The organism is Marinibacterium sp. SX1 (genome assembly GCF_050389775.1).
Lineage (GTDB): Bacteria > Pseudomonadota > Alphaproteobacteria > Rhodobacterales > Rhodobacteraceae > Marinibacterium.
The window spans coordinates 565478-578177 of sequence record NZ_CP177144.1; the positions used below are offsets into that span (position 1 = coordinate 565478).

Annotated in this window: 10 protein-coding genes; 9 read left to right on the plus strand and 1 reads right to left on the minus strand. The window is 68.8% G+C overall.

Going from position 1 to position 12700, the window contains the following annotated elements; all coding sequences use genetic code 11:
* The first annotated feature begins 5 nt into the window (after nt 1-5).
* From ACK3BB_RS02580 to serB, 9 genes are all read left to right on the plus strand, one after another.
* Complete coding sequence (locus ACK3BB_RS02580; RefSeq protein WP_428927169.1) at nt 6-473, plus strand: globin family protein; 468 nt, start codon at nt 6-8, stop codon at nt 471-473.
* A 113-nt stretch (nt 474-586) separates the two neighbouring features.
* A complete protein-coding gene (locus tag ACK3BB_RS02585; RefSeq protein WP_428927170.1) occupies nt 587-1519 on the plus strand; it encodes a GAF domain-containing protein in 933 nt (310 codons plus the stop codon).
* A gap of 13 nt (nt 1520-1532) precedes the next feature.
* On the plus strand, nt 1533-3980 hold the full coding sequence (nirB, locus tag ACK3BB_RS02590) for a nitrite reductase large subunit NirB (protein ID WP_428927171.1): 2448 nt from the start codon (nt 1533-1535) through the stop codon (nt 3978-3980).
* Between the two features lie 19 nt (nt 3981-3999).
* Nucleotides 4000-4338: a nitrite reductase small subunit NirD gene (gene nirD, locus ACK3BB_RS02595; protein ID WP_428927172.1), complete on the plus strand. Its 339-nt coding sequence runs from the start codon at nt 4000-4002 to the stop codon at nt 4336-4338.
* On the plus strand, nt 4335-6956 hold the full coding sequence (locus tag ACK3BB_RS02600) for a molybdopterin-dependent oxidoreductase (RefSeq protein WP_428927173.1): 2622 nt from the start codon (nt 4335-4337) through the stop codon (nt 6954-6956). Before nirD ends, ACK3BB_RS02600 begins: the two co-directional genes overlap by 4 nt.
* Nucleotides 6953-7945 (plus strand): glycosyl transferase family protein, encoded by a 993-nt coding sequence (locus ACK3BB_RS02605; RefSeq protein WP_428927174.1) that lies wholly within the window; start codon nt 6953-6955, stop codon nt 7943-7945. The genes ACK3BB_RS02600 and ACK3BB_RS02605 overlap by 4 nt, the downstream gene beginning before the upstream one ends.
* Nucleotides 7942-9348 (plus strand): siroheme synthase CysG, encoded by a 1407-nt coding sequence (gene cysG, locus ACK3BB_RS02610; RefSeq protein ID WP_428927175.1) that lies wholly within the window; start codon nt 7942-7944, stop codon nt 9346-9348. The genes ACK3BB_RS02605 and cysG overlap by 4 nt, the downstream gene beginning before the upstream one ends.
* A gap of 201 nt (nt 9349-9549) precedes the next feature.
* Nucleotides 9550-10464: a Stf0 family sulfotransferase gene (locus ACK3BB_RS02615; protein WP_428927176.1), complete on the plus strand. Its 915-nt coding sequence runs from the start codon at nt 9550-9552 to the stop codon at nt 10462-10464.
* Between the two features lie 42 nt (nt 10465-10506).
* Complete coding sequence (gene serB / locus ACK3BB_RS02620) at nt 10507-11385, plus strand: phosphoserine phosphatase SerB (protein ID WP_428927177.1); 879 nt, start codon at nt 10507-10509, stop codon at nt 11383-11385.
* 19 nt (nt 11386-11404) lie between these two features.
* Here the strand turns inward: serB and ACK3BB_RS02625 are convergent, their stop codons facing one another.
* Nucleotides 11405-12589 (minus strand): M24 family metallopeptidase, encoded by a 1185-nt coding sequence (locus ACK3BB_RS02625; protein WP_428927178.1) that lies wholly within the window; start codon nt 12587-12589, stop codon nt 11405-11407.
* Nucleotides 12590-12700 lie beyond the last annotated feature (111 nt).

Consider the following 12700-nt stretch of genomic DNA (forward strand, 5'->3'; position numbering starts at 1 on the left):
CCACGATGGACGACGCCGACATCACCCTGATCCAGGAGAGTTTCGCCAAGGTCGTGCCGATCCGCGATACCGCGGCGGGGATCTTCTATGCCGATCTCTTCGAAACCGCCCCGCAGGTCCGGCCCTATTTCGCCCGGACCGACATGACCCAACAGGGCGCCAAGCTGATGTCGACGCTGGGCGTCGTGGTCAACGGGCTGCGGGACCTGGACAAGGTGGTGCCCGTGGCCCGCGACCTGGCCCTGCGCCATGTCGATTACGGCGTGCAGGCCGAGGATTACGACCATGTCGGCGCCTCGCTCATCCGCACGCTGGAACAGGGCCTTGGCCAGGATTTCACGCCCGAGACCCGGGCGGCCTGGATCGGTGCCTACGGCATGCTGGCCGATGTCATGAAGGACGCGGCCTATGCGCCCGGCCCGGCCGGCGATGTGACCGGCGCGGCCAACGAAGGGCCTGCCCCCAACCGCTGAGCGCCCCCTTCGGCGCCCCTGTCCGGCCCCGCCACCCCGGGACCGGGCCACGCCCAGCCCATCAAGCGCGCAGCCCCACGTCGCGCCCCAACGGACAGCAAGGAAGTCGATCCATGGATACGGCAGTCGAACAGGCCACTCGGCCATTCATCGAAGTCACCGAGATCTGGCGCCCCGAAGGCGACACGCTGGTCCAGGCCGGCGGCAATTACGGCACGCTCGACGCGTTCGAGGCCGCCAGCGGGCGCACCAGCTTCAAGAAGGGCGAGGGCCTGCCCGGCAAGGCCTGGGCCGAGGGCCGGCCCGTCGTGCTGAAGGAATTCGACGGGTCCTATTTCATGCGCACCGAAGCCGCCAAGGACGCCGGGCTGACCGCCGCCGTGGCCATCCCGGTCTTTGCCGAGGACGAGCTGCTGGCCGTCATGGTCGTGCTCTGCGCCGATGATTCCGTGCGCACCGGCGCGATCGAGGTCTGGTCCGAGAAGGATGGCTTCCTGATGCTCGACGATGGCTATTACGGCGCGGCCAAGCATTTCGAATGGGTCAGCCAGCACACCCATTTCCCCCGGGGCCAGGGCCTGCCGGGCGGGGTCTGGGCTTCGGACACGCCGATCCTGATGCGCGACCTCGGCTCGGGCTATCGCTTCATCCGGGCCGACAGCGCCGGCAAGGCCGGGCTGACCACCGGGCTGGGCCTGCCCATCGCCCTGCCGGGCGAGACGACCAGCGTGCTGACCCTGCTGTCGGCGCGCGGCACGCCCATCGCCCACCGGTTCGAGATCTGGGATGCCCGTTCGGCCAAGGTCGGCGCCTCGAAAGGGGCCGAGCTGATCGACGGCATCTGCGACCGCGAAGGCCCGCTGTGGGACGAGGACAATCCCCGGCGCATCGCGGCCTGGCAAGGCCCGATCGGCCAGGTCCTGGGCACCGGCCTGCCCATCGCACAGAAAAACGCCCCCGGCCTGCCGGCCGGTTACACCGACGTGGTCGGCCTGCCCGTCTATCGCGGCACGGCCATCGCCCACATCGTCGCCTGGTATTCGTAAGGGAGTACGCCCAATGCAGAAACTTGTCGTCATCGGCGCGGGCATGGCCTCGGGGCGGGTGCTGGAGCACCTGTTCGAGAGCGATCCCGACGCTTTCGAAGTCACGCTGTTCAACGCCGAACCGCGCGGCAACTACAACCGCATCATGCTGTCCCCGGTCCTGTCGGGCGAAAAGAGCTTTGCCGAGATCGTCACCCATGACGACGCCTGGTATGCCGAGAACCGCGTGACCACCCGGTTCGGCGAGCGGATCACCGGCATCGACCGCGCGCGCAAGGTGGTGATCAGCGAACAGGGCGAAACGCCCTATGACAAGCTGGTCATCGGCACCGGCTCGGCGCCGTTCATCATCCCCTGCCCGGGCCATGACCTGCCCGGCGTGGTGGCCTTCCGCGATCTCGAAGACGTCGAGGCCATGAAAAACGCCGCCGGCGCGCAGAATGGCCGGGCCGTGGTCATCGGCGGCGGTCTGCTGGGGCTCGAAGCCGCCGCCGCCCTGCGCCTGCAGGGCATGGAGGTCACCGTCCTGCACCTGGCCGGCCACCTGATGGAACGCCAGCTCGACGAGGCCGCCGGCTACCTGCTGCGCAAGGATCTCGAAGACCGGGGCATCGTGGTCAAGACCACGGCATCGACCAAGGCCATCATGGGCGAGGGCAAGGTCGAGAAGGTCGTGCTCGAAGACGGCACGGTCATTCCCGCCGACATCGTCGTCATGGCCGTGGGCATCCGCCCGGCCGTGGCGCTTGGCCACGAGGCCGGGCTGGACATGGGCCGGGCGATCAAGGTCGACGCCCAGATGCAGACCTCGGACCCCGACATCCTGGCCGTCGGCGAATGTGTCGAGTTCGACGGCAACCTCTTCGGCCTCGTCGCGCCGCTCTATGACCAGGCCAAGGTGCTGGCCAGGACGCTCCTGGGCGAAGACGACGTGTTCAAGATGAAGGAGCTGTCGACCAAGCTGAAGGTCACCGGCTGCGACCTGTTCTCGGCGGGCGATTTCGGCGACGGCGAGGGCCGCGAGGACATCGTCTTTCGCGATCCCGGCCGGGGCATCTACAAGCGCCTGGTCATCGAGGACGACGTCGTGCTGGGCGCGGTGTTCTACGGCGACACGGCCGACAGCAACTGGTTCTTCGGCCTGATCAAGGACAAGACCGACATTTCCGAGATGCGCGACACGCTGATCTTCGGACCGTCGTTCCAGGGGGGTGCCCAGGTGGACCCTATGGCGGCCGTTGCAGCCTTACCAGATGATGCGGAGATCTGTGGCTGTAACGGCGTCTGCAAAGGGGATGTGATCACCGCCATCCAGGGCGGGGCCAACACGCTGGACGCGGTCAAGGCCACGTCCAAGGCCGGCTCGTCCTGCGGCGGCTGCTCGGGGCTGGTCGAACAGCTGCTGGCCGTGACCCTGGGCGACGGCTTTGCCATGCCCGCCAAGGAGACGGTCTGCAAATGCACCGACCTGTCCCATGACGAGGTGCGCAAGCTGATCGTGGCCGGCAAGATGAAATCCATGCCCCAGGCCATGCAGGAGCTGAATTGGTCCACGCCCGACGGCTGCCATGTCTGCCGCCCGGCGCTGAACTACTACCTCGTGTGCGCCTGGCCGGGCGAATATGCCGATGACGGCAAGAGCCGGTTCATCAACGAACGGGTCCATGCCAACATCCAGAAGGACGGCACTTATTCCGTCGTGCCGCGGATGCTGGGCGGGATCACCAACCCCAACGAGCTGCGCGCCATCGCCGATGCGGCCGAGAAATACAACATTCCCACGGTCAAGGTCACCGGCGGCCAGCGCATCGACCTTCTGGGCGTCAAGAAAGAGGACCTGCCGGCGATCTGGTACGACCTGGGCCAGGCCGGGATGATGTCGGGCCAGGCCTATGCCAAGGGCCTGCGCACGGTGAAGACCTGCGTCGGCACCGACCATTGCCGCTTTGGCACCCAGGACAGCACCGGGCTGGGCATCAAGCTTGAAGAGGCCATGTGGGGCGCCTGGTCGCCGCACAAGTTCAAGCTGGCCGTGACCGGCTGCCCGCGCAACTGCGCCGAGGCGACCTGCAAGGATCTGGGCATCGTCTGTGTCGACAGCGGCTACCAGATCCTGGTCGGCGGGGCGGCGGGGCTGGACCTGCTCGAAGCGCAGCTGCTGGTCCAGGTGCCGACCGAGGAAGAGGCCCTGGAATATTCCTGCGCCTTCTACCAGCTCTACCGCGAGGGCGCGCAATACCTGCACCGGCCCTACAAGTGGATCAAGAAGGTCGGGCTGGACTGGGTCAAGGACCAGCTGGTCGGCAACGACGAGAACCGCAAGGCCCTGGCCGACCGGTTCCACTATTCGCAGCAGTTCTTCCAGGTCGATCCCTGGGCCGAACGGGCCCGCAAGGGTGTCGACAGCCATGAATTCTCGCCGCTCGCGGATCTGACCAAACCGCGCGCCGCCGCCGAATGACCCTGTGAAGGAGCCAGGAATGACCCAGTTCATCGAGATCGGCGCATTGGACGACATCCCGCGCCGCGGAGCCCGGATGGTGCGCACGCCCATGGGCGAGATCGCCGTCTTCCGTACCGCCACCGACCAGGTCTATGCCGTCGACGAATGGCTGCCGGGCAAGGCCGGGCCGCTGTCCAACGGCATCCAGCACGGCCATTGCGTGACCGACCCGATGCGCAACTGGGTCTTCGACCTGCAGACCGGCGAGGCCCAGGGCGCGGATGAAGGCCGCGTCCGGGTCTGGGACATCATCGTCGAGGACAACCGCGTCATGATCACCCAGGACGTGCTTGGCCAAGAGCGGGTCTCTGCATGAAGACGGTCTGCACCACATGCCCCTATTGCGGCGTCGGGTGCGGCGTCCGGGCACGGGCGGATGGCACCATCTCGGGCGATCCGGACCATCCGGCAAATTTCGGGCGGCTCTGCTCGAAAGGCTCGGCGCTGGGGGAGACGATCTCGCTCGACGGGCGTCTGCTGAGCCCGCGCGTCCACGGGGTCGACAGCGATTGGGACAGCACGCTGGACCTCGTGGCGCGCAAGTTTACCGAGGCCATTGCCGAACACGGGCCGGATTCGGTGGCATTTTACGTGTCGGGGCAATTGCTGACCGAAGATTACTACGTCGCCAACAAGCTGATGAAAGGCTTCATCGGCTCGGCGAATATCGACACCAATTCAAGGCTTTGCATGGCCTCTTCGGTGGCCGGCCACAGGCGGGCCTTTGGCACCGACACGGTGCCCGGCCAATACGAGGATTTCGAAAACGCCGACCTGGTCGTGCTGGTGGGGTCGAACCTGGCCTGGTGCCACCCGGTGCTGTTCCAGCGCCTGTCGGCGGCCAAGGAAGCCCGGCCCGGGATGAAGGTCGTGCTGGTCGATCCGCGCCGGACGGCGACCGCTTCCATCGCCGACCTGCACCTGGCCGTGCGCCATGACGGCGATTCCGCCCTGTTCAACGCGTTGCTGGCCGAAATCGCCCGGCGCGGGCTGGTCGATACCGATTTTACCGCCGCCCATGTCGACGGGCTGGCCGCCGCGCTGACCTCGGCCGCGGCCTCGGATCCGCTGGAAAGCGGGCTCAGCAGCGACGAGATCGATGCCTTCATCGAACTGTTCTGCTCGACCGAAAAGGTCGTGACGCTCTATTCCCAGGGCGTGAACCAATCGGCCCATGGCACCGACAAGGTCAACGCGATCATCAATTGCCACCTGGCCACCGGCCGCATCGGGCGCGAGGGCATGGGCCCGTTCTCGATGACCGGCCAGCCCAATGCCATGGGCGGGCGCGAGGTGGGCGGGCTGGCCAACATGCTGGCCTGTCACCTCGACATCGAAAACGCCGATCACCGCATGGCCGTGCAGACCTTCTGGAACGCGCCGGCGATGCCCGAAAAACCCGGGATGAAGGCCGTCGACCTGTTCCGGGCCTGTGCCGACGGGCGGATCAAGGCGCTGTGGATCATGTCCACCAATCCCGCCGTGTCGCTGCCCCAGGCCGATGGCGTGGCCGAGGCGATCCGCGCCGTGCCCTTCACCGTGGTCTCGGACATCGTCGAGGACACCGACACCAACCGCCTGTGCGACGTGCTGCTGCCGGCGACCGGCTGGGGCGAGAAATCGGGAACGGTTACCAATTCCGAGAGGCGGATCTCTCGGCAGCGGCCGTTTCTCCCGAAACCGGGACAGGCGCGGCCCGATTGGGACATTGTCTCTGAAGTGGGACGCAGGATGGGCTGGCACGACGCTTTCGATTACGCGTCCGAGGCCGAGATCTTTCGCGAATATGCCGCGCTGTCGGGGGTGGCCGCCCGGTTCGGCCGCGACTTCGACATCTCGGGCCTGGCCGATCTGGCCGATGGCGAATACGACCGCCTGGCCCCGGTGACCTGGCCGGTGCGCAAGGATGCCGTGCCGACGCCACGCTTCTTCGGCACCGGCGGGTTCTACCATGACGGCGGCAAGGCCCGCATGCTGCCCATCGTGCCGCCCGAACCGCGGGCCGATCTGCCCGCCGCGCAGGTCATCCTGAACACCGGGCGCATCCGCGACCATTGGCACACCATGACCCGCACCGGACGGGCGCCCCGGCTGGGCTCGCACCTGGCCGAGCCCTACCTGGAAATCCACCCCGAGGATGCCGATGCCGCCGGCCTGTCGCCCGCCGACCTGGCCGAGGTCACCAGCCCGCATGGCCGCGCCGTGCTGCGTGTCATGGTCTCGGACAAGGCCCGGCAGGGCAGCGCCTTTGCGCCGATGCACTGGACCGGGGTGACCTCGGCGCTTGGCCGCGTCAACACGCTGGTCGCGCCGATCACAGATCCCTTCTCGGGCCAGCCGGCGTCGAAGGCCACGGCGGTCGGGCTGAAACGCTATGTCGCCTGCTGGTACGGCTTTGCCGCCGGCGTCGCCCAGATGCACCCGACCCGCCCCTATGCGGCCATCGCCCGCACCAAGACCGGCTGGCGGGCCGAGGTGGCCGGCCACAAGCGCCCGGCCGATTGGGAACACGAGGCCCGCACGGTGCTGAACCTCGACGACCGGGGCGAAGCGTCGGTCTTTCAGGACGATGCCCGCGGCCTGGCCCGGGTGGCCATCACCGAAAAGGGCCGGCTGATCGGGGCATTCTTTGCCGCGCCCGAACCCGTCGCCGTGGCGCGCAGCCTGGTGGTCGACCTGGTCGGCGAAGAGGTTCTGTCCGGCGTGGTGCTGGCCGGCGCGCCCGGAGCCGACCGGCCCGCCAAGGGCGCCGAGATCTGCGCCTGTTTCGGCGTCGGCAGCGAAGATATCCGCTCGGCCATCGCGGGGGGTTGCACGACGGTCACGGCCTTGGGAGAAAAACTGGGCGCGGGCACCAATTGCGGCTCGTGCCGTCCCGAACTCCAGGCGCTGATCGACCAGGTCCTCGCCGAAAAACCGATGGCAGCAGAATGACACTTGCCCCCTATGTACGCATCGTGGCCCAGGGCAAGGGCCGCGCCCGTGCGATGACCTTCGACGAGGCCCGCGCGGCCATGACCGAAATCCTGACCGGCTCGCCCGCGCCCGAGGCCGTCGGCGCATTGCTCATGGTGCTGCGCCTGCGCGGCGAGACGGTGGACGAGATCGCCGGTTTCGTCAGCGCCCTGCGGTCGACCCTGTCGCGCTGGTCGCGGGCCCGCGCGGCGCTGGACTGGCCCAGCTATGCCTCGGGGCGCACGCGCGGCGCGCCGTGGTACCTGCTGTCGGCCCGGCTGGTCGCCGAGGCCGGCTTTCCCGTGCTGCTGCACGGGCGCAATGCCACCGAAAGCCACCTGCGCGATCATCTCGGCCCGATGGGCGTGCCCGTCGTCGACACGCCCGAGGCCGCGCAGCAGGCGCTGGCCCGGGCCGGCATGGCCTATCTGCCGGTCGAGGCCATGAGCCCGGCCGCCGCGCGCATCCTCGGCCTGCGGGCCGACCTGGGCCTGCGGTCCTGCATGAATTCCTGCCTGCGCATGGCCAACCCGTCGGATGCACGCGGTTCGGTCCAGGGCGTGTTTCACCCCGGCTACCGCCCGTTGCAGGCCGACGTGGCCGAACGGCTGGGCGATCCGGCGACGATGATCCTGAAAGGCGGCGGCGGCGAATTCGAGCGCACGCCGTTCAAGTCGGTGGCCCTGTTCGGCGCGCGGGACGGCGTACCCTTTCCGCCCGCGCCGCCCCATATCGACGAGGCCCGCCGGCTGGGCGATCTTGACCTGCCCGACAGCGCGCCGGCCGATCTGTGGGACGGGTCGATCAGCGATCCGGCCGCCGAGGCCACCGTGCTGGGCACCGCCGCGCTGGCCCTGCTGACCCTGGGCGCGGCGCCCGACCTGGCCGCTGCCGAAACCCTGGCCCGCGGGCTGTGGGACAACCGTTCCCCCCGCCAGGCCCTGCCGCTGGAGACCACAGGCCCATGAAGACCTTTCCGATGTTCCTCAAGATGGACGGCCGCCGCGTGGTCATCGTCGGCGGTGGCGAACAGGCCGCCCAGAAATGCCGGCTGATGCTGAAGACCGAGGCGCGGATCGTCCTGGCCTGGCCCACGCTCGATCCCGAGCTCGACGGGCTGGCCGCCGCGGGGCGCATCTACTGGCACCGCGGGGCCATCGACTCGGGCCTGTTCGACGGGGCCGCGCTGGCCTTTGTCGCCACCGAATGCCCGGCCAGCGCCGCGGCGATCCACGGCCTGGCCCAGGCCGCCGGCGTGCCCGTCAACGTGGTCGACCAGCCCGACCTCTGCACGGCGATCACCCCGTCGATCGTCGACCGCGACCCGGTTGTCGTGGCCATCGGCACCGAGGGCAACGCCCCCGTGCTGGCCCGCCAGATCAAGACCCGCATGGAAGAGATGCTGGAGCCGCGCCTGGGAGACTTCGTGTCGCTCGCCGGGCGCCTCCGCTCCGCCGTCGCCCGTTCCGTACCCTCTTCCTCGGACCGCCGCGCCTTCTGGCGATGGGCCTTCTCCGGAGAGCCCCGCCAGCTGCATCGTGGTGGTTCGGAACGGGCGGCGGCGGACGCGCTGAAACAGGCCATCGCCCGGGGCGGGGCCCCGGATGCCCGCGATGGCCATATCGCGCTGATCGGGGCCGGGCCGGGCGCGGCCGACCTGCTGACCCTGCGCGCCGTCCAGCGCCTGCAGGAAGCCGACGTGATCTTCTATGACCGGCTGGTCGATCCCGCCGTGCTGGAACTGGCCCGGCGCGATGCCGAACGGGTCTTTGTCGGCAAGGCCGTGGGCGCCAATGCCTGGCCGCAGGACCGGATCTGCGCGCTGATCACCGCCGAAGCCCTGCGGGGCAAGTCGGTCGTGCGGCTGAAATCCGGCGATCCGATGATGTTCGGCCGGGCCGAGGAAGAGCTGGCCGCCGCCCGCGCCCGGGGCATCGACGTCGAGATCGTGCCCGGCGTGACCGCCGCTTCGGCCGCCGCCGCCGCCCTGGGCCGGTCGCTGACCGAACGGGGCGCGACCGACCGGGTAGTGCATGCCACGGGCACCTGCCGGGCCGGCGACGCGCCGCCCGACATGGCCGCCCTGCTGACCCCGGGCACGACGCTGGCGCTCTACATGGCCGTCAACGGGGCCGGCGATCTTGGCGAGCGGCTGATCGCGGCGGGCCATGCGCCGGGGCTGACGGTCGAGATCGTCGAGTCCGCCTCGACCGCCCGCCAGCGGGTGCTGACCACGACGCTGGCCGAGCTGGCCGAATGTGTCGCCGCCCATGCGCTGGCCAATCCGGCGATCCTGCTGATCCGCAACCCCAAGCCCCACGCCGCCGATGCCAAGACCGGTGCCACGCCGGCGATCCGGGCCGTATCGTGAGCGCCACGCCCAGTCGCGGCCGGCCCGGACAGGCCGCAAACACCCCCGTTTTGCGGCCGGGGCGGGCCTGTGCCGGCCAATCATGGCCCAAACATGGTCAAAGTCCGCTTTCCTGCCCCGCCGCAAGGCGTTAAACAGGCCGCCGTCTCCGGGCGCCCGCCCCCGGGGTCCGGTTTGGTGACGGCGGCAACGGACCAGGACATGCTCTCGAAATTCGAATGGATGCGCGAAAAGTTCACGTCTGGCGCAGTGGATCCGTTCAAGGACGTCGTCTTCGACGAGAAGAAATTCAACACGGCCATGGGCTGGGAGCCCGCCGCGACCCGCTACGTGGTGTTTTTCACACCCCGGTCGGGCTCGTCGCGGCTGACCGACCTGGCGGTCAAGACCAAGGCCCTGGGCAATCCGGGCGAATGTTTCAACCCGGCCTTCCTGCCGGCCATCGGCCAGGCCTATTCGGCCCGGTCCCTGCAGGAATACGTGCCCCTGCTGCTGCGCCACCGCCAGACCCGGGGCGTGTTCGGCTGCGAGGTCACGCATATGCACGTGCTGGCCAATTACCGCACCGGCCAGGCCTTTCTGGATGCCGTCCAGCCCACGGCCACGCTGTGGCTGATGCGCGAGGACATCGTGGCCCAGGCCGTGTCCGTGTCGCGCATGATGCAGACCAAGGTGTCGCATTCGGTTTCGGCCGATGAATCGGCCATTGCCCAGGCCGAATCGGTCTTTCGCTATGATCCCAAGGTCATCCGCAACGTGCTGCGCCGCCTGCGCTGGATGGAAGACGGCACCGAAACGCTGATCCGCGAGGCCGGGCTGACGCCCATGCGGCTGAGCTATGAACGCACCGTGACCATGCGCCCGCGCCGGATGATGGCGCTGATCGGCAGCCATGTCGGGGTCAAGGCCCGGCGCATGGACCTGGACGCGCTGGAAAGCGACCACAAGAAGATCTCGGGCGAGAAGAGCAACGATTTCGCCGAACGCTTCCGGGCCGAACATGCCGACATGATCGCCGAGATGGATGCCGAGCGCGCGCCGATGCTGGCTGCCCATGCCGCCGCGCAGGATGCCATGGCCGCCCAGCGCAAGGCCGATCCCGAAACCCCGTCCTGAGCCCTTTCCCGCCTTCAGCCCCCACAAAGTGAGCCCCCGCCGATGTTCGTCGCCACCCTCCTGACCGCGCCCGGTGGCGCGCCGCTCGACCCGTCGCTGGTCTCGTCGCTCCGCAATGCCTGGGGCGGCGGCGACGCGCGCTGGCTGTCGCCCGACCGGGCCGCCGAATTCCCCCTGGGCGTGCTGCCGGCCAACCTGTGGCAGGTCTGGGCCGATCTCGACCGGATGGGTGTCGACCTGGTGGTCCAGCCCGCCGAGGTCCGGCGCAAGAAGATGCTGCTGGCCGACATGGACAGCACCATGATCCGCCAGGAATGCATCGACGAGCTGGCCGACGCGGCCGGCGTCGGTGAGCGGGTCAAGGACATCACCGCCCGGGCGATGAACGGCGAGCTGGATTTCGAAGGCGCGCTGACCGAACGGGTCGGCCTGCTGGCCGGGCTGGACGAGGCGGTCATCGACACGGTCCTGGCCGAGCGCATCCAGCTGATGCCCGGCGGGCCGGTCCTGCTGGCCACGATGAAGGCCAACGGCGCCTATGCCGCGCTGGTCTCGGGCGGGTTCACGGCCTTCACGCGAGCGGTGTCGGCCCGGCTGGGCTTTGACGAGAACCGGGCCAACACGCTGATCGTGGCCGATGGCAAGCTGACCGGCGAGGTCGGCCGGCCGATCCTGGGCCGCGACGCCAAGGTCCGCGCACTGGAAGAGATCACCGCGCGGCTGGGCCTGACCGAAGATGACGTGATCGCCGTGGGCGACGGGGCCAACGACCTGGGCATGCTCGGCCGGGCCGGCGCCGGCGTGGCGCTGCATGCCAAGCCGGCGGTTGCCGCGGAATGTTCGATCCGGGTCAACCACGGCGACCTGACCGCCCTGCTGTACCTGCAGGGCTACGGCGACGAGGAATTCGTCGCCGCCTGAGCCCGGCGGGCCCGGCCCGTCACGGCTTGACGAACAGCTCGCGCGGGCGGTCGCAGAAGGTTTCGGCCGGGCCGTCCTCGGTGATCAGGATGCTTTCGGTGATCGACAGCCCCCAGCTTTCCATCCAGAGTCCGGGCATGAAATGGAAGGTCATGCCCGCCTTCAGCTCGGTCTCGTCCTCGGACCGGATCGACATGGTGCGCTCGCCCCAGTCGGGCGGATAGGACAGGCCGATCGGATAGCCGCAGCGCGCGGCGCGGATGATTCCCACCTTGGCCAACTCGCCGTTCATCGCATCGGCGATGTCGCGGCAGCGGTTGCCGGCCCGAGCGGCGTTCAGCCCGGCCTCCAGCCCGGCGGCCAGCGCATCGGCCGCGCGCAGCATCTCGTCCGGCGGGGTGCCCAGGAACATCGTCCGGCAGAAGGGCGCGTGGTAGCGGCGATAGCAGCCGGCGATCTCGAATGTCGTGCCCTCGCCCGTGCGGAAGGGTTCGCCATCCCAGGTCAGGTGCGGCGCGGCGGCGGCCGGCCCCGAGGGCAGCAGCGGCACGATGGCCGGGTAATCCCCCCAGGCACCGTCCACCCCTCGGATGGCATCGCGGAAGGTCTCGGCCACCACTTCGTTCTTCGGCACCCCGGCCTCGACCCGCTCTGACAGCCCGTCGATCAGCTTTTCGGAAATGCGCGCGGCCTGGCGGATAAAGGCGATCTCGGCCGGCGATTTCACCGCCCGCTGCCAGTTCACCAGGGCCGTGGCATCGACCAGGCTGGCATCTGGCAGGTTTTCGGTCAGGACCGTATAAGCCTTTGCCGAAAAGTAGTAATTATCCATCTCGACGCCGATCCAGGCGGTGCCGTGGCCATGGTCGATGATCCGCTGGGCCAGGTCTTCCATCGGGTGGCGCGCGGTGGTCTGGATGAAATCCTCGGCATAAGAGGTAACGTTGTCGTCGTCCATCCAGACCGTGCGCACGGCGCCGGCCGCATCCTGGCGCCGGCCCCACCACAGCGGATCGCCATCGGGAAAGACGATGACCGCCTGGTGGACATAGAACGACCAGCCGTCATAGCCCGTCAGCCAGGCCATGTTGGACGGGTCGGTGACGATCAGCACGGTGACCCCGGCCTCGGCCATCGCGGTGCGGGTCTTGGCCAGGCGGGTGGCATATTCACTGCGGTCGAAGGGCAGGTCGGGGCTGGGCATGTCGGCTCCTCTTGGTGGTCGGATCTTCTTTACACACGCCCCCGCCGGTCAAGCGCCGCCCAAAACGGCGTCAGGCCCGTGATTTTCGACGTTTCAAGGCCATAAATCCGT